Source organism: Pseudarthrobacter sp. MOO13 (assembly GCF_058267655.1).
In genome coordinates this window covers 1,993,408-2,018,989 of record NZ_CM177848.1, presented here as the reverse complement: position 1 = coordinate 2,018,989, position 25,582 = coordinate 1,993,408, and the positions used below count along the sequence as shown (strand labels likewise).

Sequence of the window (25,582 nt, the reverse complement as noted above, 5' to 3'; positions counted from 1 at the left end):
CCTCGGTAGCGTGGGCCCAGTTAAAGGGTGGCGGCGCTGAAGGTGTCGCACTGCTTGATGTCCCCGGACTGGTAGCCGCGGGCAAACCAGCGCTGGCGTTCCTCGCTGGACCCGTGCGTCCAGCCCTCCGGGGAGACGCGCCCCGTGGCCGCCTTCTGGATCCGGTCGTCACCCACGGACGCGGCCGCCGAGAGGGCATCGTTGACATCCTGCTGGGTGAGCGGTTCCAGGTAGGGCTGGCCGGTGGCCGGGTCCGGAGTGCTGGAGGCATACTTGGCCCACAATCCTGCGTAGCAGTCAGCCTGCAGCTCGGTCCGCACGGAACCGGATTCGGGTCCCTGGGGGTCCTGCTGGGCCCGCCCCAGGTCGCCCAGCAGGTTTTGGATGTGGTGGCCAAACTCGTGGGCCACCACATATTCCTGCGCCAGCGGGCCGCCGGAGGAGCCAAACCGGTCCACGAGTTCCTGGAAGAACCCTGGGTCGAAGTACGCGGTGGTATCGGTGGGGCAGTAGAACGGACCCACCTCCGAGGTGGCGGCCCCGCAGGCGGTATTGGTGCCGCCGCTGAAGATCACTGCTTCGGGGCGGGGATACTGCACGTTGTACTTCTTAAGGTAGCCGGGCCAAAAGGCGTTGAGGCTGTTGACCGTACCGGTGATCCGGCAGTCGAGGCGGGCATCCGCGTCCGCACCGGTGGTGCAGGACGGTGCGGTGCCCTGGGATTGTCCGGCAGTCCCGCCGTCGGTCAACCCGCCAAGGAGGTTGGGGTTGATGCCCAAGAGCAGCGCAATGAGCAGCACCAATCCGCCGCCAATCCCGCCCCCAACCTTGACCCCGGTGCCCATGCCCCGCCGGTCCTGGACCTGGGACGGATCCAGCTGCGCGTTGTCGTTGAAACTCATAACGTCACAATACCCGCGGCCCGGAGGCTCAATCCGTGCCTGCCGGTAAAGTTGGTCCGTGCCTTTCCTGAACAAGATCCAGCGCTGGGCGGAGCAGCGGCCGCACCAGACCGCCGTCGTGGTCGCCGGGCGCCGGCTGGACTGGGCGGAGCTGCGGGACGCTGCCGCAGAGCTGGTGGCGGAGACAAAGTCGGTGACCACCCTCTGCGAGGCCAATTCGGTGGATTTCGCGGCCAGGTTCGCTGCGGCGGTCGCCGGCACCCGGCAGTGCGCGGTCCTCGACCCCTCCTGGCCCGCCGCCCTGCAGGAGGACATTGTCCGCCGGGTTGAGGAGTGCGCGGTTCCTGCCCAGGTGGACCCGGACGACGCCCTGGCCGACGGGCCGCCGGACACCGGATTCCTCATTGGCCTTACCTCGGGAACCACGTCGGTGCCCAAGGCCTTCACCCGCTCCCGGCACTCGTGGCAGCAGTCCTTTGACGCGTCCATCGAGTTCTTCGGCCTGCGCCAGGATGATGTGACCCTCGCGCCCGGCCCGCTGGCGGCCAGCCTAAACCTGTATGCCCTGGCCGAATGCCTTTATGCCGGCTCCGAGTTCCAAACGCTGGAGTCGTTCGACGTTGGCGACGTCCATGCGGCTATTACGCACGACCGGGTAACCCGGCTGGTGCTGGTGCCCACCATGCTGCGGATGCTCAGTGAACGCGGCATGACCGGATGCGTTGACGCATCGGGGATCCGGACCATCATCTGTGCCGGTTCCAAACTCGATGCCAGGACCCTTGAAGCCGCCCGGCGCTGGGCGCCCAACGCGACGATCTACGAGTACTACGGTGCGTCCGAGCTCAGCTTTGTCTCCGGACTCGGACTGGCGGCCGGGCAGCCCGGAACTCCGGGTGGGACCGGCATTGGCCGGCCTTTTCCCGGCGTCCAGGTCAGCATCCGGGATGACGCCGGCGCCGGGGTGCCGGAGGGCAGTTACGGCAATATCTGCGTGCGCAGCGGCATGGTCAGCAACGGCTATTTGTGGGGGGACGACGGCGAGGCCCTGCGCTCGTTCGGGAGCTGGTTCACGGTGGGGGACCAGGGCTATCTGGCAGACGGGGAGCTGCACATCCTGGGCCGGCGTGCGGACATGATCCTTACCGCCGGGCGGAATGTCTACCCGCATGAGGTTGAACTGGCGTTGGCCGCCGTTCCAGGGGTGGCCGCAGCGGTGGCTGCCGGCATGCCGGACGACCTGCGCGGGCAGCGTGTGGTGGCCGGCGTGGTCCCGTCCCAGGGCGGAATCACCGCCACCCAGCTGCGGGCCGGGCTGGAGGAGATCCTGGCCAGGGACAAACGGCCGCTGCAGTACTACGTCCTGCCCGAACTCCCCACCACGGACCGCGGCAAGGTCAGCCGCAGCCTGCTGCTGGAATGGATCAACGCCAGGGACCCGCGGGTGCGCAGCCTTGGTGGCTGAGGATCTCCCGGCGGAGCGGCAGCCGGTCATCATCGCCGCCCTCCGGACACCGGTCTGCCGGATCAACGGACCTTTGCGGGCCCTGCGCTCCCATGAACTCCTGGCCCCGGTCTTGCGGGAGCTGGTCGGCCAGGCCGCCCTGGAGCCGTCCGCCGTTGACGACGTCGTCATCGGCAATGCTGTGGGGGGCGGCGGAAACGTGGCCCGTCTTGCCCTCCTGGAAGCCGGGCTGCCGGTCACCGTTCCGGGGCTCACCGTGGACCGGCAGTGCGGATCCGGCCTGGACGCCATCGTCCTCGCCGCACGGCTGGTGGCCGGCGGCGGCAACCAGGTGTACCTTGCCGGCGGAGTGGAAAGCACCAGCACGGCGCCGTTGCGGGCGCACCGGAACGACGACGGCGGTCCGGAGTTCTACCATCGCGCCCAGTTTGTGCCGCACAGCTTCGGCGATCCGGACATGGGCGTGGCCGCCGAGACGGTGGCGCAGGAATATGGTGTCGGCCGCGACCGGCAGGATGCGTTTGCGCTGGCCAGCCACCGGAAAGCCCTTGCAGCAGGGCGGGACGGGACCTTTGAGGGCGAAATCGTGGCCCTGCCCACCCCGGGAGGCACCGTCGCCACCGATGACGGACCGCGGGCCGGCCTCACCCCGGCAATCATGGCGCGGTTCCCTGCCGCCTTCGTCGCCGGGGGCACGGTCACCGCCGGGAACTCGTGCTTCGACGCGGACGCAGCGTCCGCCGTCGTCATGACCTCGCTGCAACGTGCACGCGAACTGGGCGCCCGGGACGCGCTGCTGGTGCGCGGTACCCACACCGCCGGGGTTGCTCCGGGGGTGCTGGGGATCGGTGCCGCGAGCGCGGCCCGGCAGGTGCTGGCCGGGGCCGGTGTCGCGGCCGGGGACCTGGACCTCGTGGAATTCAACGAAGCGTTCGCCTCGCAAACGCTCGCATGCCTCGATGAGCTGGGGATCGATCCGGCGGGGGTGAACCTGGATGGCGGTGCTTTGGCCCTGGGGCACGCCTACGGGGCCTCCGGGGCCGTCCTGGTGACCCGGCTGTTCGCGCAGGCACGGAAATCGGGAGTCGATGGCACCTTGGCGATGGCGATGATCAGCATGGCGGGCGGCATGGGAACGGCCGCGCTCCTGGAGTACCGGCGCCTGGGCTGCTGAGCCGGGTTCTAGCGTGCCCCGTCAGTCCTCGGCCTCGCCCAGGCCGCGGGCGGCGAGCGCTTCCCCGGTTTGCCGTGCGTAGGCCACGGAGGTGATGAACACCGGCAGGACCAGGGCCCGCGGATTGCGTTCCAGGCCCCTTGCCCGCGCGGAGTCCCGTACGTCAGCGAATGTTCCCGCGATGTACGGAATGCTGCGGAGCATGATGCCGATGGTCAGGGCGAAACGCTCAGGGTCGGCACCGAACCTTTCGAAGGGTCGTGCCAGCCGGACGACGCCGTCGAGCAGCTGCTGCACCGGAGTGGTGGCGGTGAGCAGGGACGCAGCAACGACGCACACCAGGATGTTCAGCACAATCCTTGCGCCGGTGGGTGCGCCCAGCTGCCACGCCTGGAAGAGTCCCACCACCAGGAGCACGGGGACAAGCGGCCGGACAGCCCCCCAAAGCCTCTTCCCCCCGGCGCCTGCCCCCAGGAAGAGTCCGCCAAGAACTGCCAGGACCGCAGCGGAGACGCCCCAGTCCACGATGACGAAGGATGCCAGGCCGCACCCAACCACGAGGAGGAACTTCAGCGCCAGCGGTGACCGGTGGAGGAACGAGGTCCCCGGCACGTAATTGGCCAGGAGGAATCCGTGGCCCCTCATGGCGTGTCCGTTGCGGTGTTGATCCTGTTGAGCCCGTCCATGCACCAGGAACGGTAGGCCGCCACGGCGTCGGCCGGGGCGCCATCGAAGGCCACGCGCCCCTGTTCGATAACCAGCACCCGGTCCATTTCCAGGGCAAGGTCCAGGTCGTGGGTGGACATGATGATCTGCTGGTCCAGGCCCGCCAGGGTCCTCCGGAGCAGCTCGCGGTTGCGCAGGTCCAGCAGTGTTGACGGTTCGTCCAGGACCAGGACCTTGGGGTCAATGGCCAGGACGGCGGCGAGGGCCATCAGCTGCCGTTCGCCGCCGGAGAGTTCGTAGATGCTTTGGTCTGCCAGCGTCAGGATGCCGAGCCGCGCCAGGGCAGCCTCGGCCCGGCTGCGCCGCTCGGCTCCGTTCTTCACCGAGCGGCGCAGTGACAGCTCCACGTCCTCCCGGCCGGTGGGCATTACCAGCTGGGATAGCGGGTCGGTGAAGACGAAACCGACGTTCCGCCTGACTTTCCGCACGGCACGTTCTGTGTCGTCGCCGTCGACCGCCACCGTGCCCGTGGTGGGCTGGACCAGCCCGTTGACCAGCCGCAGCAGCGTGGACTTGCCGGAGCCGTTGGCGCCGATGACGCCCACGCGTGGTTCGTCCAGCCGGAGGTTGACGTCATCAAGGAGGACCTTGGGCTGCGGGGAATCCTCTTGTTGGACCGCAACCGTTACCTTGTCGAATGTCACGGTGGGCATGGCTTGCAGTCCTACGCCGTTGCAGGAGTGGCGGCCTGCCGCCGTACCCGGCGGACCAGGACATCGGGGAAGGCGCGGTGCAGCGCGACGGCGATGGCCGCCGCAAGGATGTTCTTGATGACGTCGCCGGGGTAGAAGACAAGGTCGCCCACGAAGGCCTGTTCCAGGGTTGCCTTCGAGTTCAGGGCGATGCCCAAAATGCCCAGGGTGTGGACCACCACAACGCTGGTGGCGGTGGCGGCGAGGAAGAACCAGAGCGCGCGGGCCTTGCTGGTGCGTTTGATGATGATGGTGGCCAGCCAGCCCACCACTCCCGCCGCGATGGGGAAAGCGATGATGTAGCCGGCTGAGGGGCCGGCAAGGATGCCCAGGCCGCTGCGGCCCTGGCTGAAGATGGGCAGGCCGGCGAGCCCCAGGAGGGTGTAGAGCCCGACGGCGGCAAGTCCGCGGGCAGGACCGAGCACCAGGCCTGTGAGCATCACGGCGAGGGTCTGGAAGGTAATGGGGACGCCAAAACCGTTCAGGGCCAACCCCGGCACGAGTGCTGCGCCGGCGACGAGGGCGGCGAAGACGGCAATAAGCCCCAGGTCGGTGCCGTTCCAGCGGCGGCGTCCTGTCGGTTGGCTGTTCGGTGTAGTGGTGCGGGTGTTGCTCATGGCGGTCCTGTCGGGGTTGTACAAGCGGAATCTAATGTACCGCCGACGTTACCGGGGTGGAACGGTGCCTATTTTGTAGGGGGTCTACTACGCCGGGTGCGGGCTGCGTTGGGCTGGGCACAAATTGGCTCCTAGGTTGCCTTCCGACGGCGGGGTGCGGCTGAGCGCGGCGGAGCTGCGCGGAGGTGCGCGGATGCCCGGCCGAGGATGCGCGCGAGGTCGTCAACGTCGCTGTCTGACAGGGCCGCGAACAGCAAGCTCCGCACGGCGTTGATATGGCCGGGGAACACGGCCCCGAGTACGGTGCGGCCGGCGTCGGTGAGTGTCAGGACGGTGCTGCGTTCGTCCTCGGGGGAGGGGGAGCGGGAGACGAGGCCGCGCTGTTCGAGCGATTGCGCCTGGTAGGTCAGCCCGCTGCGGCTGTAGACAACGCCGTCGGCGAGGTCCGTCATGCGCAGCTGCCCGTCCGGGGCGTCTCCGAGGCGGGCCAGGAGCTGGAACTGGACGTAGCTGAGGTCACCGGCATCGCGGAGCTGTTTCTCCACTGCGTGGCGGAGCAGGCTGCTGACCTCCGTGAACGCGAAATACGCCCCGAGCTGGGTGGGGGTCAGGTTCAAGGGTGCTTCGTCCATGGTTCCATCCTAGGGGTTGATTCGAGTTCGAAGCAATGCTACCTTCATTTCATTGCTTCAAATTCGAAGCATCAACTGAAAGGGACAATCATGAAGGCAGTGCAGTTTCACGAGGTAGGCGGCCCCGAGGTGCTTCAGCTCACGGAGATCGAGCAGCCGGTGCCGGCCGCTGGAGAGGTCCGGCTGCGTGTAGCCGCGTCCGCCTTCAATGCGGCCGATAACGGAATGCGGGCGGGATTCCTGCCGATCCCGGTGGTGCTGCCGCACGTTCCCGGCTATGACGTATCCGGCATCGTCGATGCGGTAGGCAAAGACGTCGAGGGTATTTCGGCAGGCGATCCGGTCATCGGGTTCCTGCCCATGGAACAGGACGGCGGCGCCGCGGACTACGTCATTGCCCCCGCCGATGCGGTCGTGGCCGCCCCGGCGACCATTCCACTGGCTGATGCAGCGGCACTGCCTTCTGTGGCATTGACGGCCTGGCAAGCCCTCGTTGACGAGGGGCAGCTGGAGGCGGGGCAGCGGCTGCTCATTGTCGGCGCCGGCGGTGTGGTGGGCAAATACGCCATCCAACTCGCGAAGCGCGCCGGCGTGCACGTGGTGGCAACCGCAAGTCCACGCAGTATCGACGCTGTCCGCGCGGCAGGCGCGGATGAGGTCATCGACCATACGGCCGTCGACCTGCTCGGCGCCGTCGACGGGCAGGTCGATGTGCTGCTCAACCTGGCTCCGATCGAGCCGGAGCAATTTGCCGCGCTGGTGGCCCTGGTGCGCGATGGCGGCGCGGTGGTCAGCACCACGGCATTCATGCAGACGCCGGGCGACGAGACGCGTGGTGTGCGTGCTGCCACCGTCTACGTCCGTCCCAACCGCGAACGCCTCTCAGAGTTGGTATCCCTGGTCGACGACGGGCAACTCACCGTCGAAGTCACCCGACGCATTACCCTCGCGGAACTGCCTGCCCTCCACGCGGAGGCGAGCGTTGGCCGCGTGCCCGGCAAGGTCATTGTCCTGGCGGGCTGACCTGCTGCCCGAACGTCGGTTTCGGGGATGGCGAACGCTTACGGCACTCGGGCTTTGCATTGGTGGGCAGGCAAGCAGGCGTTGTAGCCGCCTTACATCGGAGAGAGGATGAACGCACCAGCTGAAATTCTCGGACAAGGACCCGACGATGCCCGAACTCCTCATCGACTTCATCACCTCGCTCGACGGCTACGCGGCTGCGGACGGCTGGCCGGGCTGGTGGGGACTTGAAGGGCCCGAATACCTGGCATGGCTCGGAGATACCCCCGAAGTCGACTACACCGTGCTGATGGGGGCAACGACGTACCGCGTCATGTCAGGCCTCTCCGCTGCCGGCGAACCCGGTACCGAACCTCTGGCCGGTCTGTCGACGATCGTGTTCTCGAAGACATTGCGCGAACCCCTCGCGTGGGCGAACGCTCAACTCGTCGCGCGGGACGCCGTTGAGGCCGTGCGAGAGATGAAGGCAGCCGGGACGACGTCAATGCGCACGATAGGCAGCCTCACGCTGTGCCGGTCGCTACTGAAGGCAGGTCTCGTGGACCGCTTCCGCGTGGTCATCTTCCCCGTCATCACCGGGAGCACCGGCCGAGAGAGGATCTACGACGGGTACCCCGACGTCGCCCTCGACATGATCGGCAGCCGGACCTTCGATGGACGCATCCAGCTGGTAAAATACGTCCCGACCGTGCTGCCAGGGCCCACGGGTTCGTAGATGGTCTGAACGGGACCAGTATTAGCTGAAGCTGAGATCAGATGGATGCTCATCAGTGTCAGTTCGCCTGCAGGGAAGATCCCGCGCAACGCCGGGCCGCGGCGGATCACTCACTCGGCCGGATCGGCGTCCGGTTTCATCCAAAACGGCGAGTAGTGGTAACCGTCAGGATCGTCGAACTGGCGCTGGTACATGAAGGGGTAGTCGTCGGTATCACCGATCCGCCCGCCGGCGGCACCGGCGCGCTCGACGAGCTCATCGACCGCCTCACGGCTCCCGACATCAAACGAGACAGTGACCTTTGACGGCGTATCGGGTCCGCCTACCAGCTCCTCGGCGCCGCCGACGCTCGCATACATCTCGCGGCTGCCGAGCATGACGAACTGCTCTGGTGCGATCGCGAAACATGACACGTTCTGATTGGACATTTCCGGTTGGAGAGTCCAGCCCAGTGCGGTGTAGAAAGCGGTTGCGCGTTCAACGCTGTCAACCGGGCAGGTGATGAAGAGGCTCATGCGGCTCATAGTTGCAAGATGCAAGTATGAGGTCAAGATCCCAGCGGCGGTCCGCAACTGGGCTGGGCGCTGCCGCATTGCCGAGGCGTCCCGCCCGGGTACGCTGTGGCTTCGCCACTGACTTCCAGCCGGACAATCGCTCGACCACTGGACGACCCCAACCCCGCCGAATACTGGTTACGCCGGTTTAAGGACTGTCCCAGCGGTGCCAGCTCCTGGAATAGGTGGGTGAATCTTTCGCATCTCGGCACGCCGATCGGGCCGATGCGGTGTCGGCGGCGTACGCCTTTGAGATCGGTGAGATCCTCGCGCATCCATGCACTCGGCGTCGCGTGACGGCCCTCACCTCGCACTGTCACACGACATGTCGGCACATCTGTCTGCCGCCATGAGCGGGACTCAGGCAGCAGACTGCGCACCAAAACAGGGGTTTGCGGGAAGCGCCTGCTTGGTACCCTGTGCCGTATGCCCATCAAACTTGAAAACGTCGGCATCGCCGTCAGCGATCTGGAAGCAACAATCGCGTTCTTCACCGACCTCGGCCTCACCGTCCTGGGCCGGGACACGGTCAGCGGCGACTGGGCAGACACGGCTGTGGGCCTGGACGGCAACCACGCCAAAATTGCCCTCCTCCAGACCCCGGACGGCAACGGCCGCCTCGAACTGTTCGAATACATCCATCCCGATGCAATGCCCACAGAGCCCACCCTGCCCAACGAAATCGGCATGCATCGAGTGGCCTTCTCCGTTGACAGCATCGAGGATGCCCTTGGCATTGCTGCCAGGCACGGCTGCCACCCGCTGCGCGGCGTCGCAACGTATGGCGACGTCTACAAACTCTCCTATGTGCGCGGCCCCAGCGGAATCATTGTGATGTTCGCCGAGGAACTGCAGAAGGGCTGAGGACGCCCGGCGGCCTGCAATATACTCCGAACATGCCCATCACGCACCCTGCCCCAAATCCCCACCGCCGCAATAGCACACTGCGCGGAGGCCGGCTGTGAGCGGCGGTCTCGTCGCCCTGCTCGACGACGTGGCAGCGCTGGCCCGGATCGCGGCCGCCTCGGTGGACGACGTCGCGGCCGGCGCCGCAAAGGCCGGAGCCAAGGCCGCGGGCGTGGTCATCGACGACGCCGCCGTCACCCCGCAGTACGTCTCAGGTGCGGACCCGGCCCGGGAACTGCCAATGATCAAGAAGATCTTCTGGGGCTCGATTCGCAACAAGCTCTTGATCATCCTCCCGGCCCTGCTGCTCATCAGTGCGTTCGTTCCCGGGATCATCCCCTTCATCCTCATGCTCGGCGGTACCTACCTCTGCTATGAAGGAGCGGAGAAGGTCTGGCACAAGTTCCGTGGCGGCCATCATGACGCCGGGGAGGCTCCGGCCGTGGAGCGCGGGCACGATGCCGAAGCAAAAGTGGTCAAGGGCGCCATCACCACCGACTTCATCCTGTCCTGCGAAATCATGGTCATCTCCATGAATGAGGTCGCAACGGAATCCATTTGGGTCCGGGCGTTCATTCTGGTGCTGGTGGCGTTTGCCATCACGGTGCTGGTTTACGGTGCGGTGGCCCTCATCGTCAAAATGGACGATATCGGGCTGCACCTGATGGACAAGGACTCGTCACGTTCCAAGCGCATCGGTGAACTGCTCGTCAGGGGGATGCCGGCCGTCCTGGCGGCCATCACGTTCGTCGGCACGATTGCCATGCTGTGGGTTGGCGGCCACATCATGCTGCAGGGGGCCCACGATCTCGGCTGGCACGCACCCTACGACCTCGTCCACGCCCTGGAGCACCCGGTGGAATCCGTTCCAGCCGTCGGCGGCCTCCTCGCGTGGCTCGTCAACACTTTGTGCTCGGCGGTACTGGGACTTGCCTGGGGCCTGGTGGTCCTGGCCGTCGTGGGCCCGCTGATGAAAGTGCTGCCGTTTGGCAAGGCCAAAGAAGCCAAGGACGGCCATGACGCGGCCGCCCGCCGGCAGTCGGAGAATCACCAGGGCTGACGCCGCGCGGCGAACAACAGCCTCCGCTAGAACGCGTAGCGGATCCGGCAGTACGGCGCTATGTCGGCGACGAGTGTGGAGAGCTGCCGCACGTAACCGGCCTTCGCCCGGGCGCGGTACCTGACGTTGCTGAAGCCGTTCGACGAGACCTTGGCTTCCTGCAGGCCGGGACGCCACAGCACCTCCTCTGCCTGCGGGTGCCAGCCAAGGTTGACCTTATGCAGCTGCTCATTATGGGTGAGGAAGATGACCTCCGCCGCCAGTTGGGCTTTGGCTTCGGGGGTCAGGGTTGCGTCGAGTTGGCGCAGCAGTTGTTCCCAGTCCGCAAGCCAGGTATCCGTGATGATGACCGGGGAGAAATTCACGTGCACTTCGTAGCCGGCTGCAACAAAATCGTTGATGGCGGCCATCCTGTCGGCAACCGGCGATGTGCGGACATCGATGGACTTTGCCAGGTCCGCGGGCATCAATGAAAAGCGGATCCTGGTGTGGCCGCCATGGTCCCATTCCAGCATCGCGGGGTTGACGAACTTCGTGGCGAAGGACAGCTTGGCGTTGGGCATTTCGCGGAACAACGCGACCAGCTCTTCCACGTTGTCGCTGATCAGGGCGTCTACGGAGCAGTCGCTGTTTTCTCCGATGTCATAGACCCAGAGCTCAGCGTCGCACTGGTTGGGCTCCAGCTTGATCCCCTGGCGGGCGGCATGCCGTTCGATGGCTCCGGCGATCTGCCCGATGTTGGCGAACACGGTGACCGGGTTGCTGTAGCCCTTGTGGCGGGGAACATAGCAGTAGGCGCACGCCATGGCGCACCCGTTGGCGGTCGAGGGTGCGATGAAGTCCGCCGAACGCCCATTGGGCTTGACGGCCAGCGACTTCTTCACGCCGAGTACCAGCGCCTCCGTCTTGATCCGTGACCAGCGCGGGACGTTCGTTTCGTCACCGTGCACGTCCGGAATGTTCCAATGGTTCTCCACCAGCACAACGTCCGCATCCGGCCAGCGTGCCACGATCTCCTGGCCACGGGGCAGCTCCAAAGCTTCAGGCTGGGCATAGATGCGCCGGACCTGGAGGAGACGGTCAAATTCCATGCACCCCATTCTCCATGGGTGCAGGAAGCCGGCATCCGCACGCCACGGCCGATGCCGGCACCGATAGTCCACTGGCCCGGACGTTGAAATTGCGGTGGCCCGCTGGACGGTAGACTGGACTGTGCCGTTCTCCGGCCGTTTACCGCCCCGCCCAACCACAGACGCTCCGGGCCGCGGCTTATCCCTGTTTGTGAAAGGCCTTACCTGCTGTGATTACTGTCCAGGATCTTGAACTGCGTGCCGGCGCCCGGCTCCTCATGGACCAGGTGAGCTTCCGCATCGACAAAGGGGACAAGATCGGACTGGTGGGCCGGAACGGGGCCGGCAAGACCACGCTGACCCGCGTCCTTGCAGGGGAGGGGCTTCCGGCTGCCGGCAAGGTCACCCGCAGCGGCGAAATCGGCTACCTTCCCCAGGATCCGCGGACCCCTGACATGGAACAGCTGGCCCGGGACCGGATCCTCTCTGCCCGTGGCCTCGATATCGTCGTCGGCAAACTCCGCAAGGCGCACGATGAGATGGCCAGCGAGGACCCCGAGGTCCAGCGGAAGGCCATGAACCGCTACGACCGGCTGGAATCGGAGTTCCTGGCCGCGGGCGGCTACGCGGCCGAGGCTGAAGCGGCGTCGATCTGTTCCAACCTCGCCCTCCCCGACCGCCTGCTGAACCAGCCGCTGAAGACACTCTCCGGCGGGCAGCGGCGCCGCGTGGAGCTGGCCCGCATCCTGTACTCCGATGCCGAGACGATGCTGCTGGACGAGCCCACCAACCACCTCGACGCCGACTCCATCGCCTGGCTGCGTGACTTCCTGAAGAACCACCAGGGCGGCCTGATCGTCATCAGCCACGACACGGACCTGCTGGAAGCCACCGTCAACAAGGTGTTCCTGTTGGACGCCAACCGTGCCCAGATCGACTTCTACAACATGGACTGGAAGCGCTACCTCCAGCAGCGCGAAACGGATGAGCGCGCCCGCAAGCGTGAACGCGCCAATGCCGAAAAGAAGGCACAGGTCCTCATGGACCAGGCCAACAAGATGCGGGCCAAGGCCACCAAGGCCGTCGCCGCGCAGAACATGGCCAAGCGTGCCGAACGGCTGCTCAGCGGCCTGGAAGCGGTCCGCGAGCAGGACCGCGTGGCAGCGCTTCGTTTCCCCGATCCGTCGCCCTGCGGCAAGACCCCGCTCACCGCGGACGGGCTCAGCAAATCCTACGGTTCGCTGGAAATCTTCACCGACGTGGACCTGGCGATCGACCGCGGTTCCAAGGTGGTCATCCTGGGGCTCAATGGCGCCGGCAAGACCACCCTGCTGCGCATGCTCGCCGGCGTGGACGCACCGGACACCGGCGAGGTCATCCCGGGCCACGGGCTCAAGGTGGGCTACTACGCCCAGGAACACGAAACCCTGGACCACGACCGCACCGTGCTGGAGAACATGCGCTCCTCCGCGCCGGACATGAAGGACGCCGAGGTCCGCGGCATCCTGGGCTCGTTCCTGTTCTCCGGCGACGACGTCGACAAGCCCGCCGGCGTCCTCTCCGGCGGAGAGAAGACCCGCCTGGCCCTGGCCACCATCGTGGCTTCCAGCGCCAACGTCCTGCTCCTCGATGAACCTACCAACAACCTGGACCCCGCCAGCCGCGCCGAAATCCTGGGCGCCCTGCGGAACTACACCGGCGCCGTCGTCCTGGTCAGCCACGACGAGGGCGCGGTGGAGGCCCTCAACCCCGAACGCGTCGTCATGCTCCCGGACGGTGTGGAGGACCTCTGGAACGAGGACTACCTGGACCTGATCACCCTGGCCTAGCGGACGGTCAGTTCCCGGGCCGCGGTCATGCGGAGCAGCTGCTGGTAGGTGATGCTGAACATGGAGTTATGGTCGCCTGCTCCGGCCCAGAGCACTTCGTGTTCCCGCAGGCTGGTATCCAGCAGGGTCCTGATGGGCGCGGGGTGGCCCACCGGTGCCACGCCGCCCACCTGCTGGCCCGTGTGCTCCAGGACAAAGTCGGGGGAGGCCCGGCGGATCCTGCCGTGGCCCAGCTGCCCGGCCACCAGCTTCGTGTCCACCCGCGCCGCGCCGCTGGCGAGGATCAGCAGCGGCCGGCCGTCCAGCTCAAAAACCAGGCTGTTGGTAATGGCCGCAACGTCGCACCCCAGGGCTTCCGCCGCTGCCAGGGCGGTGGGGACGCCGGCAGCAAAAGTCCGCACCGTATCCGGTAACCCTGCTTCGAGCAGTGCCGAGCGCACCAAGGCGACCGGGCCGGCGTCGTACCCGCTCATTCTTAGAACCCCTGCGCGTCCAGCAGGGCGTCTTCTTCTTCCTCGGCCGTCGCCTTGGTGCGCTTCCGCGCTGGTGCCGGCCGACGGCGGGCAGCCGGGACGGCGGAGTGGACGGCCCCGTCGGCGGGCGTCTCCTCATCCTCGGCGTCAATCGCGGCGTTGCGCGCCTGCTGCCGCGCCGCATAGCCAAAGCCGACGAACATGAGCACGCCGAACGCGAACCACTGCAGGGAGTAGGACAGGTGCGTCCCCTCGTCCGTGGACGGCTTGGGGAACGCCACGGGCATGTCGGCAACAGCGGGCGTTTCCGAGGCCAGCTGGCCGTACGCCCCCGTGAACACCGGATAGCCCAGTTGCGCCGCATAAGTTTGCAGGTCGATGGACGCCAATTGTCCCGTGGGTGCCCCGCGCTGCAGCTCGGGCTCGCTGTGCTTCAAGCGCACGACGGCGGTCACCTCACCGGCCGGGGGCGCCGGCACCGAATCCGGACTGCCGGGATTCTTGTTTCCGATGGGCAGCCAACCCCGGTCGATCACCACGGTTTCGCCGCTGTCCAGCCGGAACGGGACAACAACCTCGTACCCCGGCTGGCCGTTGAGGGGCCGGTTCCTCACCACGCGCTGGCCGGCAGCATCGTAGGTTCCCTTGAGTTCAACCTGGGTCCATTCCTTGGCCGGGTCCAGCTGCGCGAACTGGTCCTTCGCCTGGGAGAAAGGGATGGGGGTTGCCGAATAGTTGTTGACGACCCTGTTGATTTCGGCAAGGGTTTCGGCGCGGCGGTCCATCTGCCAGCGGCCCAGGAAGACGCAGGCCGTGGCAAAGATGGCGGCCAGCAGGAGATAGCCCAGCCACTTGCTGGAGAAGAGGAAGCGGTACATTCAGATGTCCTGCTCCAGGGGGACCGCGTCCGCCTGCAGGGGAAGGGTTTCCTTCCAGAGTCCCCGCGTTTGCAGATAGTCCTCAAGCCATACCCGGTGCTCCGCGCAGGCCAGCCAGGTCTTCCGCCGCTCGGGAGCGTGGATCTTGGGATTGTTCCAGAGGAGTTGCCAGGACGCTTCGGACCTGCAGGCCTTCCGCGAGCAGAGAGCCGTTGGCTCCGATGCCATGTCCGATCCTGCTGCGAAATCGAAAAGGCTCATGGCGCCTGCCGCTCCTCTCCCTGTTCCTCGTCGTCTGCTACCAGTTCGCCCTGGAGCACCGCGCTCCCTGCTTCTTCGTCCTCGGCCGGGGGAGCCGGGCTTTCGAGCTCCGCCAGGGGCGCGGAATCGATCAGCAGGTCGCTGTGCCCTTCGGCCTTGTCGTTGCCGTTGGCTATGACCACCGCCACCCAGGGAAGGAACACCGCGCCGGCCACCGCAATGATCTTGAACCAGCCGTCCACCACGAAAATCATGACCAGGCAAACCATGCGGATGCCCATTGCCAGGGCGTACTTGATCATCCGCTGTCGCATGTCCTCCGAGTGCGCTCCAGCAGCTTCGGTAATGCTGTGTACCTCGGTATCGCCGGAGAACCGGCATGGTTCTCCGGGCGCGGAATGTCCCGCATGGTTTTCAAGGGTCACGGTGAATAATCACGCTCCAAAGGCTTCCCTCAATTCTCGCACCATCGGCAGTGCTGCCCAAACCCGTACCGGGGCTGCCGCTAAGATCGGAGGCAGCCCAAACCACTCACTGCAACCGCGGCCCAGCCTGCCGCAGAAAACCGGAGCCCTCTATGACTGAAGCAGTTTCCGCAGCCCGCAGCGTCCTGATCACCGGCGGAAACCGCGGTATCGGCCTGGCAATCGCACAGGCATTCCTGGCCAACGGCGACAAAGTGGCCGTGACCTACCGCAGTGAATCGCAGCTGCCGGAGGGAATCCTCGGGGTCAAGGCCGACGTGACCGACGAGGCCTTCGTGGACGCAGCCTTCAAGGAAGTGGAAGCCGCCCACGGCCCCGTCGAAGTCCTGGTGGCCAATGCCGGCATCACCAAGGACACGCTGCTGCTGCGCATGAGCGAGGACGACTTCACCTCCGTGATCGACACCAACCTCACCGGCGCGTTCCGCGTCATCAAGTGTGCGTCCAAAGGGATGATCCGGCTGCGCAAGGGCCGCGTCGTCCTGATCTCCTCGGTGTCCGGCCTGTATGGCGCTCCGGGCCAGATCAACTACTCCGCGTCCAAGGCCGGACTGGTGGGCATCGCCCGGTCCCTCACCCGCGAACTTGGTTCACGCGGCATCACAGCCAACGTGGTGGCCCCCGGTTTCATCAATACCGACATGACCGCCGAACTCCCCGAAGCAACCCAGAAGGACTACCTGGCCAGCATTCCGGCCGGCCGCTTCGCCGAAGCGTCAGAGGTTGCCAATGTGGTCCGCTGGATCGCCAGCGACGAAGCCGCCTACATCTCCGGGGCCGTCATCCCGGTGGACGGCGGCCTGGGCATGGGGCACTGACCGGCCCCGCCCACGGCCCTGCAGTGCACTAGGCCGGTGGCCCTTATTTGTCGAGGTCGGACAAAGGCATTGGGAACAGCCGCTGGCATGATGGACTGCAGGCCACAACGATTTGGATGTTTCGAACAAAGGAAGCTCGTATGGGACTGCTGGACAACAAGACGGCCATCGTCACCGGATCATCGCGGGGCATCGGCGCGGACGTAGCCAAGATCCTCGCCTCGGAAGGCGCCGCCGTCGTCGTCAATTACCGCCAGAAGGCGCCCCGCGCCAACAAAGTGGTACAGGGAATCGAGGCCGACGGCGGCCGGGCGGTAGCCGTCGGTGCCGACCTCACCACACAGGAAGGCGTGCAGGCGCTGGCCAGCGCGGCCATGGAAAACTTCGGGTCCCTGGACATCCTGGTCCTGAACGCCTCCGGCGGCATGGAAACGGGGATGGGGGAGGACTACGCGCTCAAACTGAACCGCGACGCGCAGGTGAACATGCTCAACGCCGCCGTGCCTCTCATGCGGGAAGGCTCCCGCGTGGTGTTTGTCACCAGCCACCAGGCCCACTTCATCAACACCGTTCCCACCATGGAAGCGTACGAGCCCGTTGCCCGCAGCAAGCGCGCCGGTGAGGACGCCCTCCGGGAACTGATCCCCAACCTCGCGGAGAAGGGCATCTCCCTCGTGGTGGTCTCCGGGGACATGATCGAAGGCACCGTCACCGCCACGCTCCTGGACCGCTCCACGCCAGGTGCCATCGAGGCACGCCGCGCCGAAGCCGGGAAGCTGTACTCCGTGGAGGAATTCGCCCAGGTTGTGGCCGGTATGGCAACGGCCGACGTCGAGTCCGGCCACACCGAGTATGCCGGCGGCGCAGACTACTTCGGCAAGGGCGTCCAGTAGCCGCCCGCTGTTGTACACCTTAAATCCCTGATGGGCTCCGCCAAGCGGAGCCCATCAGTTGTTTGCAGGGACTCAGACCCCAGCGATGTAGCGGACGGCGTCCAGGTAAGGCATGTTCACTGCGGCATCCGCTACCGCCCTGACGGCCGGCTTGGCGTTGAACGCCACCCCGATGCCGGCGGCGCCGAGCATGTCCAGGTCGTTGGCGCCATCGCCTACGGCCACGGTGTGTTCCAGGGCAATGCCCTCCGCCGCGGCCCACTCGCGCAGGTACTTCTCCTTCGCGGCCCGGTCCACCACCGCGCCGAGCACCTTGCCGGTCAGCGCACCGTCCACGATTTCCAGTTCGTTGGCCTGCCAGTAGTCCAGGCCAAGGTCCGCGGCGATCGGTGCGAGGATCTGGTTGAAGCCACCGGAGACCACAGCCACCACGTGGCCTGCGGCCTTGAACGCGGCAACCAGTTCGGCGGCCCCTTCGCTGAGTTGGACTTCGTGGCGGACGGAATTGACGACGTCGGCCGGCAGCCCCGCGAGGACAGCCACCCGGGCGTGGAGGGACTGCGCGAAATCCAGTTCGCCGCGCATGGCGGCCTCGGTCACGGCGGCCACTTCTTCCCGCTTGCCGGCGTACGCGGCCAGGAGTTCGATAACCTCCTGCTGGATCAGGGTGGAATCGACGTCCATGATCAGCAGCTTCCGTTCGGCGGCGCGCAGCCCGGCCGGCACCAGGGCGGTGTCAAAACCCTCGATCGCGGCCTCTGCCACGGCCCGCCGCAGGGACGCGAGCCCGGCCGCCGTGTTGTCGGGAAAGGCGAGTTCGGCCAGGGACACCTGGTAGCGGTCATCGCCCAGGCCGGTCTCGGACAGCACCTCGGCGCCCTGTGCAGCAAGGACGGAACGCAGCTGCTCCAGCCCGTCGGGGGTCAAATTTTGGCCATAGCTGACCGCAGTAACGTTCGAAGTCATGCCTGCAATCTTATCGAGCGGCAACAAGGTCCCCTGCATTCGTTGCGCAACCGCCTTCGGGGGTTCCCGGGGACCTTCACGCCGGTTATCAGTCATCATCTTTTTTGTCCTAGTGTCTATTCCTATGAGTGATGTTCTGGAACTGGACTCCGTCAGCGTTGTCCGTGGTAAGAAGACCCTGCTGGACAAGGTCGACTGGCAGGTCAACGAGGGCGAGCGGTGGGTCATCCTTGGCCCGAACGGCGCCGGCAAAACCACCCTCCTCCAGATTGCGGCAGCCCGGCTCCACCCCAGCAGCGGCACCGCAGGCATCCTTGACGAAGTCCTTGGCCGGGTGGACGTCTTCGAGCTCCGGCCACGCATTGGCCTGTCATCGGCAGCCCTGGCCACCCAGATCCCCGAGCATGAGAACGTCCTCAACGTGGTGGTCACCGCGGCGTACGGCGTCACCGGACGCTGGCGGGAAGGGTACGAGCGCGACGACGAACGGCGCGCCTTCCGGCTCTTGAACGACTGGGGCATGGGACCGCTGCTCAACCGGACCTTCGCCACCTTGTCCGAGGGGGAGCGGAAGCGTGTCCAGATCGCCCGCGCCCTGATGACCGATCCCGAGCTGCTGCTGCTGGATGAGCCGGGCGCCGGCCTGGACCTTGGGGGACGTGAAGAACTGGTGCACAAGCTTGGCGAGCTCGCCCGCGACGAAGCTGCTCCGGCCATGGTCCTGGTCACGCACCACCTCGAAGAAGTGCCTCCCGGCTTCACGCACGCCATGCTGCTCCGCGACGGAGGCGTGGTGGCCGCCGGCCCCATCACCGAGGTCCTCACCGAAGAACACCTGAGCACCACTTTCGGCCTTCCCTTGGACGTGTCCGAAAACGCGGGCCGTTACACCGCCACCGCGCGCCGTTAAGCCACGCCTGCCCAACCGTTGTGGAATTTTTCAGCAGCATCATTGTGTTCATCGCCGGCCTGTGGGCCGGGACCATCAATGCAGTAGTTGGCTCCGGGACCCTGGTCACCTTCCCGGTCCTCATCGCCCTGGGGGTGGCCCCGGTCGTGGCTTCCATGAGCAACGCCATGGGACTCGTCGCCGGTACCGCGGCCGGTGCGTTCGGCTACCGCCGGGAGCTCGCAGGACGGGGACGCCAGGTGCTCCGGCTCCTGCCGGCGTCGGTCCTCGGCGGGATCACCGGGGCCTGGCTGCTGCTGCACCTGCCCGAACAGGTCTTCCATTACGTCGCACCCGTGCTCCTGGTACTGGCGCTGCTGATGGTGGTGTTCCAGCCCAGGCTCCAGGACTGGGTCCGCAACCGCGAGGCCAATCCGGCGCACGCCGTACGGGACAAACGCCACGGGATCCTCCTGGTGGTGCTTGTGTACCTGGCCGGCGTGTACGGCGGCTACTTCGTCGCAGCACAAGGAATCCTGCTGGTGGGAATCCTCGGCGTGTTCCTCACCGGGACCATCCAGAACGCCAACGCCATGAAGAACATCCTGGTCCTCGGCGTGAACATGGTGGCCGCCATCTCCTACCTGGTCTTCGCCTTTGACCGGATCAACTGGCTGGTGGTTCTGCTGATTGCCGTCAGTTCCACCATCGGCGGCCTGATGGGATCGAAGGTGGGCCGGAAGCTCTCGCCGCGCGTCCTCCGGGCGGTCATCTTCAGCCTGGGCATCGTGGCCCTGGGCGTCATGATCGCCAACCTGCTGAAATAATCACCCGGTGACCTTCCACTACCTCGAATCCGCCGATGACCCGCGCGTAAGCGACTACACCACGCTCACCGATGTCCACCTGCGCAAGCTCCGCGAGCCTGCCGAGGGGATGTATATCGCCGAATCGTCGCGGGTGCTCCGCCGCGCCCTGGCGGCAGGCCATGCGCCGCGCTCTTTCTTCCTGGCAGAGAAGTGGATGGCGGACCTCGACGACGTCTTCCAGGCCTACCCTGACGTTCCCGCCTACATTGGCTCGGCCGCGTTGCTGGAGGAAATCACCGGTTTCCACCTCCACCGCGGCGCGATGGCGGCGATGCAGCGCCCGGCCCCGGTGCCCCTGCCGGAGCTCCTCGCCGGTGCACGCCGCGTGGCCGTGCTGGAGGACACCGCGGCCCACACCAACGTGAGTGGTCGCAAAATCCAAGAGCCTGATCGAGCTCGTACGCCGGGACGATCAAGGATCGCGGTCCTGGAGAACCTTACCGACCATACAAACGTTGGGGCGATTTTCCGCAGCGCCGCAGCCATTGGCGTCGACGCTGTCCTGGTCTCTCCGCAGTGCGCCGACCCGCTCTACCGACGCTCCATCCGGGTGTCGATGGGGACTGTGTTCCAAGTGCCCTGGACCAGAATCGAGTCGTGGCCTGGTGACCTTGAGGTACTCAAGGACGCAGGCTACTTCGTCGCCGGCATGTCGCTCGGCCAAGGTGCCATCACACTCGATGAGCTGGTCGCCCAGGACCACCCGAACCTGGCCCTGGTCTTCGGCACGGAGGGAGAGGGGCTGAGGCCTGAGACTGATCAGGTGCTCGACGCGCGCGTGACCATTCCGATGATGAACGGCGTCGACTCCCTCAACGTGGCCGCCTCGTCGGCGGTCGCCTTCTACGCGACCAAGTAGGGGCTGAGCGTGACGCCCCCGCCCCTACCGCGGCGTCAGGAGCATGAAGAGCCGGCATTGATGCGCCGGGGGATGCACCGCATCAATGCCAGCGGCGACTCCCCAGGATCGTCACAGCGGCGGTGATGGTGATGCCGAGGCCGATCGGGACGCTGAAATGGATTTGCAGCAGGAGTACTCCGCTGGCGGCCCCGGCGAACATGGCGAGGACAGCGCCCAGCCGTCGGTTGAGCAACCGGGGCCGTTGCTTGCCCACAAGTGACTCTCCGGCGAGGGAAGTCATGGTGGAAGTAATGACCACTGTGGTCATGTCTCGTACGCCCAAATGCCGCGCAATCAGGGCTTGGGAGCCCATGTGCATGGCGATAACGGCGGCCACAATGACACCAATGGACTGCCGGCCGACGTCTTCCACGATGAGAGAGATGGCGGCGGTTCCCGTCAACGCGATACAACCCGCTGTGAGAAGGAGCGTCACCCGGCGGTTCCAGCCTTTCGGGCTTGACTGGAGCGTAGATCCGGCAACCGCCGCGCCAAGGAGAAAGGCACCAAGTGCTACCAGTGGGCCCAAAGTTGGCAGGTTCGCCGCCCCGGCTAACGCCATCGCAAGAATCACCACGTTGCCGGTCATATTTCCGGTGAAGACGTGATCAAGTCCAAGGTAGCCGACCGCGTCAACCACACCTGTAACGAGCGTTAGGGCCATCATGAGCATCAGTCGGAACTTTTCCGGAGACGACGCATTTTCTTGTGGGGTAGAGGCGGTTTTGGTACCTGAGCTGGCTACAGCTGATGTCATGGTCTAAGGGATCTTTCATCGTGAGGGGAGGTCTCTATGACCGCCCCTCGGACATGCTTGTTGGTGGTTTTAGATGGGATTTGCGCCGGTGGCCGGGGCGCCATCGTAGCGTCGACGTGCAATCACGGAATGGCCGGCAAGGTCGTCCCGGCCCTTGCCGTTCCGGATCGTGAACGTTTGTCTCGCCCAACTGGGCAACGGTGTCATCGTCAATCAGGCTTCAAGCTTGGAATGCTCGCCCAGACGGTGCCATGAACGGTTGTAGTAGACCAGGGCGTCGCCGGGTTCGCCCGCTTGGACGTCACGCAGCACGCGGGACTCCAGGGCGTGAACGGCGATGATGGTGGATGTGCCCACCTCCATGCAATCGATGACGGCGCAGCGCACCCAGGCGCGGACATCCTCATACACCGCTTCGCCGGTTGCAAGGGGCGACCAGCGGTGCGTCTGGTCAAAGCGGTCGGCGCCGGGGGTCGCTCCAAACTTCGCCAAGTCGACGTCGAGCGCGTCCAGCAGGTGCACGACGACGGTTTCGGCGCGGGAAAGTACTTCGGACGCAGAGGACAGTGCCGAGACCGAGAAGATCATCAACGGAGGTTCCGCACTCACTGACACGACCGAAGATACCGTCAGTGCCACCGGTCCTTCGCCGGCATCGGCCGTGATGACGGCGACACCTCCCGGATGGCCACGGAACAGTGCTTTGAATTCGTCGGCGGAGAGGGAGGACGGGAAGCTTTGCGTCGGAGCCTCGAGCCATGTGTCCGTGGGGTAAGCATGGAACATCCTTATGACACCTTGGGGGCGGAGCGGGCGAGTTCCTCGCGAATGATGTTCGTCCCTGCGCTGAGGGCACTCAGCTTGGCCAGTGCGACGTCCCGGGGGAACGGTGCCATGCCACAGTTGGAGCTGGGGATGAGCTTGTCCGCATCGACGAACTGGAGGGCCATGCGGAGGGTGTTGGCGACCTCCTCCGGGGTCTCGATGGTCTCGCTTGCGACGTCGATTGCCCCGAGCATGACTTTCTTGCCGCGGAGGAGCTCGATGAGGTCCATGGGCACGTGAGAGTTCTGGGATTCCAGCGAGATGATGTCGATGCTGGAGTTCTGCAGGAGCGGAAACGTTTCCTCGTACTGCCGCCACTGTGAGCCGAGCGTCGCCTTCCAGTCATTGTTCGCCTTGATCCCGTAGCCGTAGCAGATATGCACGGCGGTCTCAGCGCGCAGTCCTTCTGCGGCTCTCTCAAGCGCAGCCACGCCCCAATCCTTGACCTCATCGAGGAAGACATTGAACGCGGGCTCGTCGAACTGGATGATGTCAACGCCGGCCGCTTCGAGTTCTTTCGCCTCCTGGTTCAGGATCGTGGCGAACTCCCAGGCCAGTTTCTCGCGGCTCTTGTAGTGGTCATCGTAGAGCGTATCCACCATCGTCATTGGACCGGGAAGAGTCCATTTGATCGGCCGGTCAGTGGTCGCGCGGAGGAACTTTGCGTCGTCGACGAATACCGGCCGCTCGCGGCGCACCGGTCCGACGACGGTCGGTACGCTTGCGTCGTAGCGGTCGCGGATGCGCACGGTCTTGCGTTGTTCAAAGTCGACCCCGCTGAGATTCTCGATGAAGGTCGTGACGAAGTGCTGGCGGGTTTGCTCGCCGTCGCTGACGATGTCGATGCCGCGCAGGCTCTGCTCGTGGATGGCGATGCGCAGGGCATCCTGTTTGCCCTCGAGCAGCGCTTCTCCCTCCAGCTTCCACGGGGACCAAAGAGTCTCCGGCTGTGCGAGCCACGATGGTTTCGGCAGGCTACCGACGACGGTGGTGGGCAAAAGTGTGTTCATGATTGACGATTCTCCGTGGGTCAGTTGACGAGGGCGGGGTAGTTGGCGGTCCACTGGTCCAACAGATCCTTGTGGGGCTTGATGAAGTACTCCTCCGTGTACTTCGCCTGCGTGATCGCGAGCTGACCGCGCTCGACGCGGTCGTAAGCGATCTGGGTCCGCGAGTAATCCTGCTCGCACAGGCTCGGCTGGTAAACGTGGGCGGCGGCGGAGTTCGCGTTGTAGACCTCCGGGCGGTAGATCTTCTGGAACGTCTCCATGGTGCTGATGGTGCCGATGAGCTGCAGGTTGGAGTAGTCGTTGAGCAGGTCGCCGCGGAAATAGAAGGCGAGCGGCGCAACGCTGCCGCGTGGCATGAAGTAGCGCACCTGCAGCCCCATCTTTGCGAAGTACGCATCCGTCAGCGAGAACTCGTCCTGCTGGAACTCGACGCCCAGGACCGGGTGGCGGTTCTCCGTTCGCCGGTACGTCTTGCTTGTGGAGACGCTGATGCACACCACTGGCGGCTGCGGGAAGCGCTCCCGGTATGCCGGGGAATCGAGGAAGTGCTGGAACAGCTTGCCGTGAAGATCGCCGAAGTCCTCGGGCACCGTGGGCTTGCCTGAGTCCCCGGCTGCCGCTGGCAGTACGACGCTGAAGTCGAAGTCTCGGACGTAGGAGGAGAAGTTGTTGCCGACGATCCCTTGGTGGCGGACCCCGTTCAGCAGGTCGACGATCTGGATATCGAGAACCTCGAACAGCGGGAACTGCTGATCCGTGCCGTCCGCGGTGAACTGTATCTGCACGGAAACGATCTCAAGCTCGAGCGCGTAGCGGTCCCGATCCGGGTTGTCCCAGTCTGCGAGATCGTTGAAACGGCGCCGAATCATGGTCAAGGCGTTGCGGAGGTTCTCCTGACGGTGCTCGCCCCGCGCCAGGTTGGCGAAGTTCGTCGTGATCCGGGATCCTTCCGACGGGGAGTAGTCCTCGTCGAAGCGGGTCGTGGTAATGCTGAAGGTGAAGTCGTCTGCCATGTGCTGCCAATCCGTTGATGGGCCGGAGACGGCCTTTCCGAAGGGGATGCATCCATGCTGCAACCTTCCGAGGGGTATCAAGTAACTAGTGGCTGTTATGCATTCATATAGAATTTGCCTATGCCTCAGATAACGAGCGGATTGACCCTGCAGCAACTGCGCTACTTCATAGAAGTTGCAGCTGAGGGGTCGATCTCCGCGGCTGCCGATCTTCTCTACGTCGCGCAGCCGACGATGTCCGCCGCGATGAAGGACCTTGAGGCCAGGGTGGGCCGTGCGCTCCTGGTTCGCTCCGCCCGCGGGGTCACCCTCACCGCCGACGGAGTAGAGTTCCTCGGCTACGCGAGGCAGGTCGTCGAGCAGTTCGCTCTCCTCGAGCAGCGCTACCTTGGTAGGCCACCGCGGCGACGCCTGCTTGGGGTGTCAACGCAGCACTACTCGTTCGCGGTGGACGCCTTCGTCCGGATGGTCAAGGCCACTGAGGTGGCCGAATACGAGTTCTCGCTGCGTGAGTCCCGCACTTGGGACATCATCGAGGACGTCCGGACGCTCCGCAGCGAGATAGGCATCCTCTACCGGAACGATTTCAACCGGAAGATCATCGACAAGCTGCTCCGCGAATCCGGGCTTGCGTTCTCTCCGCTGTTCCTCGCCGATCCGCACATCTTCACTTCACGGAACAACCCGCTCGCCTCAAAAGAGCGGGCGACCCTGGAAGACCTTGCCGCCTTGCCGCGGCTGACCTTCGATCAAGGTGCGAACAACTCCTTTTACTTCGCCGAGGAGATTCTCTCCACCTTGTCCAGTAAGCAGGAGATCCGGGTCTCTGACCGTGCGACGATCTTCAACCTCATGATCGGGCTCCACGGCTACACGATTTCGACGGGAATCATCAGTGGGCAGCTCGACCCGGAGATCGTCGCCATCCCGCTCGACGTTGACGAACGCATCGAAATCGGCTGGATTGGCCACGCCGCGATTCCGCTCACCGACCAAGCGCAGCGCTACCTCGGGGAACTGCGGGCCGTCGTCGCTGAATTCGGCGTAGCGCTACTCGGCTGACTGCAGTTGAGCGGGCGGTTCTTTACCCTTCCCTCAATGTGGCCGCGGCCTCAGCCGTGGCGTTCTGGGAGTTGCGCGCACGGGGGTGACCTGCACCTTCGCAGGGGCGCCGGTTCG

At 65.4% G+C, this 25,582-nt stretch carries 29 protein-coding genes and 1 pseudogene; 14 read left to right on the top strand and 16 right to left on the bottom strand.

Features of this window, described 5'->3' with window-relative positions; all coding sequences use genetic code 11:
- Positions 1-20: 20 nt before the first annotated feature.
- Complete coding sequence (gene ypfJ, locus AC4EEO_RS09415; RefSeq protein ID WP_109044622.1) at positions 21-902, bottom strand: KPN_02809 family neutral zinc metallopeptidase; 882 nt, start codon at positions 900-902, stop codon at positions 21-23.
- A 58-nt stretch (positions 903-960) separates the two neighbouring features.
- Between ypfJ and AC4EEO_RS09410 the strand changes: the two genes are divergently transcribed.
- Both AC4EEO_RS09410 and AC4EEO_RS09405 read left to right on the top strand, forming a co-directional pair.
- On the top strand, positions 961-2,367 hold the full coding sequence (locus tag AC4EEO_RS09410; RefSeq protein WP_491340319.1) for a class I adenylate-forming enzyme family protein: 1,407 nt from the start codon (positions 961-963) through the stop codon (positions 2,365-2,367).
- Entirely contained in the window at positions 2,357-3,541 is a 1,185-nt protein-coding gene (locus AC4EEO_RS09405; RefSeq protein ID WP_109044620.1) for a thiolase family protein, read from the top strand. The genes AC4EEO_RS09410 and AC4EEO_RS09405 overlap by 11 nt, the downstream gene beginning before the upstream one ends.
- Before the next feature lie 21 nt (positions 3,542-3,562).
- On the opposite strand, the gene AC4EEO_RS09400 is transcribed toward AC4EEO_RS09405, so the two are convergent.
- From AC4EEO_RS09400 to AC4EEO_RS09385, 4 genes are all read right to left on the bottom strand, one after another.
- Positions 3,563-4,186, bottom strand: a complete 624-nt coding sequence (locus AC4EEO_RS09400; RefSeq protein WP_018761282.1) for an energy-coupling factor transporter transmembrane component T family protein — start codon at positions 4,184-4,186, stop codon at positions 3,563-3,565.
- Positions 4,183-4,920: an energy-coupling factor ABC transporter ATP-binding protein gene (locus tag AC4EEO_RS09395; protein ID WP_491340318.1), complete on the bottom strand. Its 738-nt coding sequence runs from the start codon at positions 4,918-4,920 to the stop codon at positions 4,183-4,185. Before AC4EEO_RS09395 ends, AC4EEO_RS09400 begins: the two co-directional genes overlap by 4 nt.
- A gap of 11 nt (positions 4,921-4,931) precedes the next feature.
- A complete protein-coding gene (locus AC4EEO_RS09390; RefSeq protein WP_109044618.1) occupies positions 4,932-5,576 on the bottom strand; it encodes a biotin transporter BioY in 645 nt (214 codons plus the stop codon).
- 131 nt (positions 5,577-5,707) lie between these two features.
- Positions 5,708-6,208, bottom strand: coding sequence for a MarR family winged helix-turn-helix transcriptional regulator (locus AC4EEO_RS09385; RefSeq protein WP_018761285.1), 501 nt, complete (start codon positions 6,206-6,208; stop codon positions 5,708-5,710).
- A 90-nt stretch (positions 6,209-6,298) separates the two neighbouring features.
- Here AC4EEO_RS09385 and AC4EEO_RS09380 point away from each other — a divergent pair, with 90 nt between their 5' ends.
- Both AC4EEO_RS09380 and AC4EEO_RS09375 read left to right on the top strand, forming a co-directional pair.
- Positions 6,299-7,231 carry an NADP-dependent oxidoreductase gene (locus tag AC4EEO_RS09380; protein ID WP_491340317.1) on the top strand — a complete coding sequence of 311 codons (933 nt, stop codon included), beginning with the start codon at positions 6,299-6,301 and terminating at the stop codon, positions 7,229-7,231.
- 148 nt (positions 7,232-7,379) lie between these two features.
- Positions 7,380-7,946 carry a dihydrofolate reductase family protein gene (locus tag AC4EEO_RS09375; RefSeq protein ID WP_491340316.1) on the top strand — a complete coding sequence of 189 codons (567 nt, stop codon included), beginning with the start codon at positions 7,380-7,382 and terminating at the stop codon, positions 7,944-7,946.
- A 110-nt stretch (positions 7,947-8,056) separates the two neighbouring features.
- Here the strand turns inward: AC4EEO_RS09375 and AC4EEO_RS09370 are convergent, their stop codons facing one another.
- Positions 8,057-8,461, bottom strand: coding sequence for a VOC family protein (locus AC4EEO_RS09370; protein WP_491329937.1), 405 nt, complete (start codon positions 8,459-8,461; stop codon positions 8,057-8,059).
- A gap of 465 nt (positions 8,462-8,926) precedes the next feature.
- On the opposite strand from AC4EEO_RS09370, the gene AC4EEO_RS09365 reads away from it, so the two are divergent.
- Both AC4EEO_RS09365 and AC4EEO_RS09360 read left to right on the top strand, forming a co-directional pair.
- On the top strand, positions 8,927-9,364 hold the full coding sequence (locus AC4EEO_RS09365) for a VOC family protein (protein ID WP_491340315.1): 438 nt from the start codon (positions 8,927-8,929) through the stop codon (positions 9,362-9,364).
- Positions 9,365-9,461: 97 nt separating this feature from the next.
- Positions 9,462-10,466, top strand: coding sequence for a DUF808 domain-containing protein (locus tag AC4EEO_RS09360; protein ID WP_018761290.1), 1,005 nt, complete (start codon positions 9,462-9,464; stop codon positions 10,464-10,466).
- 26 nt (positions 10,467-10,492) lie between these two features.
- On the opposite strand, the gene AC4EEO_RS09355 is transcribed toward AC4EEO_RS09360, so the two are convergent.
- Positions 10,493-11,557 (bottom strand): spore photoproduct lyase family protein, encoded by a 1,065-nt coding sequence (locus tag AC4EEO_RS09355; RefSeq protein WP_491340314.1) that lies wholly within the window; start codon positions 11,555-11,557, stop codon positions 10,493-10,495.
- A 209-nt stretch (positions 11,558-11,766) separates the two neighbouring features.
- Here AC4EEO_RS09355 and AC4EEO_RS09350 point away from each other — a divergent pair, with 209 nt between their 5' ends.
- Positions 11,767-13,365 carry an ABC-F family ATP-binding cassette domain-containing protein gene (locus AC4EEO_RS09350; protein ID WP_018761292.1) on the top strand — a complete coding sequence of 533 codons (1,599 nt, stop codon included), beginning with the start codon at positions 11,767-11,769 and terminating at the stop codon, positions 13,363-13,365.
- Here AC4EEO_RS09350 and AC4EEO_RS09345 read toward each other — a convergent pair.
- The 4 genes from AC4EEO_RS09345 to AC4EEO_RS09330 are packed head-to-tail and all read right to left on the bottom strand — an operon-like array spanning position 13,362 to position 15,402.
- Positions 13,362-13,838 carry a YbaK/EbsC family protein gene (locus tag AC4EEO_RS09345; RefSeq protein ID WP_018761293.1) on the bottom strand — a complete coding sequence of 159 codons (477 nt, stop codon included), beginning with the start codon at positions 13,836-13,838 and terminating at the stop codon, positions 13,362-13,364. The genes AC4EEO_RS09350 and AC4EEO_RS09345 overlap by 4 nt on opposite strands.
- Before the next feature lie 2 nt (positions 13,839-13,840).
- The gene (locus tag AC4EEO_RS09340) at positions 13,841-14,716 is read right to left on the bottom strand and encodes an SURF1 family cytochrome oxidase biogenesis protein (protein WP_018761294.1); all 876 of its coding nucleotides are present in this window, start codon (positions 14,714-14,716) and stop codon (positions 13,841-13,843) included.
- Positions 14,717-14,977 carry a hypothetical protein gene (locus AC4EEO_RS09335; RefSeq protein ID WP_491340313.1) on the bottom strand — a complete coding sequence of 87 codons (261 nt, stop codon included), beginning with the start codon at positions 14,975-14,977 and terminating at the stop codon, positions 14,717-14,719. It lies immediately after the preceding gene.
- A complete protein-coding gene (locus AC4EEO_RS09330; RefSeq protein WP_491340312.1) occupies positions 14,974-15,402 on the bottom strand; it encodes a DUF3099 domain-containing protein in 429 nt (142 codons plus the stop codon). Before AC4EEO_RS09330 ends, AC4EEO_RS09335 begins: the two co-directional genes overlap by 4 nt.
- 152 nt (positions 15,403-15,554) lie before the next feature.
- Between AC4EEO_RS09330 and fabG the strand changes: the two genes are divergently transcribed.
- Together fabG and AC4EEO_RS09320 are read left to right on the top strand one after the other, a co-directional pair.
- A complete protein-coding gene (gene fabG / locus AC4EEO_RS09325) occupies positions 15,555-16,280 on the top strand; it encodes a 3-oxoacyl-ACP reductase FabG (protein ID WP_491340311.1) in 726 nt (241 codons plus the stop codon).
- A 140-nt stretch (positions 16,281-16,420) separates the two neighbouring features.
- Positions 16,421-17,173 carry an SDR family oxidoreductase gene (locus AC4EEO_RS09320; protein WP_109044610.1) on the top strand — a complete coding sequence of 251 codons (753 nt, stop codon included), beginning with the start codon at positions 16,421-16,423 and terminating at the stop codon, positions 17,171-17,173.
- A 72-nt stretch (positions 17,174-17,245) separates the two neighbouring features.
- Here AC4EEO_RS09320 and serB read toward each other — a convergent pair whose 3' ends face one another.
- The gene (gene serB, locus AC4EEO_RS09315) at positions 17,246-18,139 is read right to left on the bottom strand and encodes a phosphoserine phosphatase SerB (protein ID WP_109044702.1); all 894 of its coding nucleotides are present in this window, start codon (positions 18,137-18,139) and stop codon (positions 17,246-17,248) included.
- 124 nt (positions 18,140-18,263) lie between these two features.
- Between serB and AC4EEO_RS09310 the strand changes: the two genes are divergently transcribed.
- From AC4EEO_RS09310 to AC4EEO_RS09300, 3 genes are read left to right on the top strand one after another with little or no spacing between them, the layout of a single operon-like run.
- The gene (locus AC4EEO_RS09310) at positions 18,264-19,049 is read left to right on the top strand and encodes an ABC transporter ATP-binding protein (RefSeq protein ID WP_018761300.1); all 786 of its coding nucleotides are present in this window, start codon (positions 18,264-18,266) and stop codon (positions 19,047-19,049) included.
- Between the two features lie 20 nt (positions 19,050-19,069).
- The gene (locus AC4EEO_RS09305) at positions 19,070-19,855 is read left to right on the top strand and encodes a sulfite exporter TauE/SafE family protein (protein WP_491340310.1); all 786 of its coding nucleotides are present in this window, start codon (positions 19,070-19,072) and stop codon (positions 19,853-19,855) included.
- Positions 19,856-19,862: 7 nt separating this feature from the next.
- On the top strand, positions 19,863-20,756 hold the full coding sequence (locus AC4EEO_RS09300) for a TrmH family RNA methyltransferase (RefSeq protein WP_491340309.1): 894 nt from the start codon (positions 19,863-19,865) through the stop codon (positions 20,754-20,756).
- A gap of 82 nt (positions 20,757-20,838) precedes the next feature.
- Here the strand turns inward: AC4EEO_RS09300 and AC4EEO_RS09295 are convergent, their stop codons facing one another.
- From AC4EEO_RS09295 to AC4EEO_RS09280, 4 genes are all read right to left on the bottom strand, one after another.
- Entirely contained in the window at positions 20,839-21,555 is a 717-nt protein-coding gene (locus AC4EEO_RS09295; RefSeq protein WP_491340308.1) for a YoaK family protein, read from the bottom strand.
- Positions 21,556-21,768: 213 nt separating this feature from the next.
- The gene (locus AC4EEO_RS09290; protein ID WP_491340307.1) at positions 21,769-22,341 is read right to left on the bottom strand and encodes a flavin reductase family protein; all 573 of its coding nucleotides are present in this window, start codon (positions 22,339-22,341) and stop codon (positions 21,769-21,771) included.
- A 2-nt stretch (positions 22,342-22,343) separates the two neighbouring features.
- Entirely contained in the window at positions 22,344-23,390 is a 1,047-nt protein-coding gene (locus AC4EEO_RS09285) for a methionine synthase (protein ID WP_285318107.1), read from the bottom strand.
- 20 nt (positions 23,391-23,410) lie between these two features.
- Entirely contained in the window at positions 23,411-24,403 is a 993-nt protein-coding gene (locus AC4EEO_RS09280) for a DUF1852 domain-containing protein (RefSeq protein ID WP_491340306.1), read from the bottom strand.
- A gap of 120 nt (positions 24,404-24,523) precedes the next feature.
- On the opposite strand from AC4EEO_RS09280, the gene AC4EEO_RS09275 reads away from it, so the two are divergent.
- Entirely contained in the window at positions 24,524-25,465 is a 942-nt protein-coding gene (locus AC4EEO_RS09275; protein WP_491340305.1) for a LysR family transcriptional regulator, read from the top strand.
- Positions 25,450-25,554: pseudogene (locus tag AC4EEO_RS09270) on the top strand (TrmH family RNA methyltransferase); the annotation flags it as partial. The gene AC4EEO_RS09275 and the pseudogene AC4EEO_RS09270, both read left to right, overlap by 16 nt.
- Positions 25,555-25,582 lie beyond the last annotated feature (28 nt).

Excerpts from the sequence above, each read along its gene's own strand:
- ypfJ (WP_109044622.1), bottom strand. The coding sequence starts at position 902 with ATGAGTTTCAACGACAACGCGCAGCTGGATCCGTCCCAGGTCCAGGAC.
- AC4EEO_RS09400 (WP_018761282.1), bottom strand. The coding sequence starts at position 4,186 with ATGAGGGGCCACGGATTCCTCCTGGCCAATTACGTGCCGGGGACCTCG.
- AC4EEO_RS09395 (WP_491340318.1), bottom strand. The coding sequence starts at position 4,920 with ATGCCCACCGTGACATTCGACAAGGTAACGGTTGCGGTCCAACAAGAG.
- AC4EEO_RS09390 (WP_109044618.1), bottom strand. The coding sequence starts at position 5,576 with ATGAGCAACACCCGCACCACTACACCGAACAGCCAACCGACAGGACGC.
- AC4EEO_RS09385 (WP_018761285.1), bottom strand. The coding sequence starts at position 6,208 with ATGGACGAAGCACCCTTGAACCTGACCCCCACCCAGCTCGGGGCGTAT.
- AC4EEO_RS09380 (WP_491340317.1), top strand. The coding sequence starts at position 6,299 with ATGAAGGCAGTGCAGTTTCACGAGGTAGGCGGCCCCGAGGTGCTTCAG.
- AC4EEO_RS09375 (WP_491340316.1), top strand. The coding sequence starts at position 7,380 with ATGCCCGAACTCCTCATCGACTTCATCACCTCGCTCGACGGCTACGCG.
- AC4EEO_RS09370 (WP_491329937.1), bottom strand. The coding sequence starts at position 8,461 with ATGAGCCTCTTCATCACCTGCCCGGTTGACAGCGTTGAACGCGCAACC.
- AC4EEO_RS09365 (WP_491340315.1), top strand. The coding sequence starts at position 8,927 with ATGCCCATCAAACTTGAAAACGTCGGCATCGCCGTCAGCGATCTGGAA.
- AC4EEO_RS09355 (WP_491340314.1), bottom strand. The coding sequence starts at position 11,557 with ATGGAATTTGACCGTCTCCTCCAGGTCCGGCGCATCTATGCCCAGCCT.
- AC4EEO_RS09345 (WP_018761293.1), bottom strand. The coding sequence starts at position 13,838 with ATGAGCGGGTACGACGCCGGCCCGGTCGCCTTGGTGCGCTCGGCACTG.
- AC4EEO_RS09340 (WP_018761294.1), bottom strand. The coding sequence starts at position 14,716 with ATGTACCGCTTCCTCTTCTCCAGCAAGTGGCTGGGCTATCTCCTGCTG.
- AC4EEO_RS09335 (WP_491340313.1), bottom strand. The coding sequence starts at position 14,977 with ATGAGCCTTTTCGATTTCGCAGCAGGATCGGACATGGCATCGGAGCCA.
- fabG (WP_491340311.1), top strand. The coding sequence starts at position 15,555 with ATGACTGAAGCAGTTTCCGCAGCCCGCAGCGTCCTGATCACCGGCGGA.
- AC4EEO_RS09320 (WP_109044610.1), top strand. The coding sequence starts at position 16,421 with ATGGGACTGCTGGACAACAAGACGGCCATCGTCACCGGATCATCGCGG.
- serB (WP_109044702.1), bottom strand. The coding sequence starts at position 18,139 with ATGACTTCGAACGTTACTGCGGTCAGCTATGGCCAAAATTTGACCCCC.
- AC4EEO_RS09310 (WP_018761300.1), top strand. The coding sequence starts at position 18,264 with ATGAGTGATGTTCTGGAACTGGACTCCGTCAGCGTTGTCCGTGGTAAG.
- AC4EEO_RS09295 (WP_491340308.1), bottom strand. The coding sequence starts at position 21,555 with ATGACATCAGCTGTAGCCAGCTCAGGTACCAAAACCGCCTCTACCCCA.
- AC4EEO_RS09290 (WP_491340307.1), bottom strand. The coding sequence starts at position 22,341 with ATGTTCCATGCTTACCCCACGGACACATGGCTCGAGGCTCCGACGCAA.
- AC4EEO_RS09285 (WP_285318107.1), bottom strand. The coding sequence starts at position 23,390 with ATGAACACACTTTTGCCCACCACCGTCGTCGGTAGCCTGCCGAAACCA.
- AC4EEO_RS09280 (WP_491340306.1), bottom strand. The coding sequence starts at position 24,403 with ATGGCAGACGACTTCACCTTCAGCATTACCACGACCCGCTTCGACGAG.
- AC4EEO_RS09275 (WP_491340305.1), top strand. The coding sequence starts at position 24,524 with ATGCCTCAGATAACGAGCGGATTGACCCTGCAGCAACTGCGCTACTTC.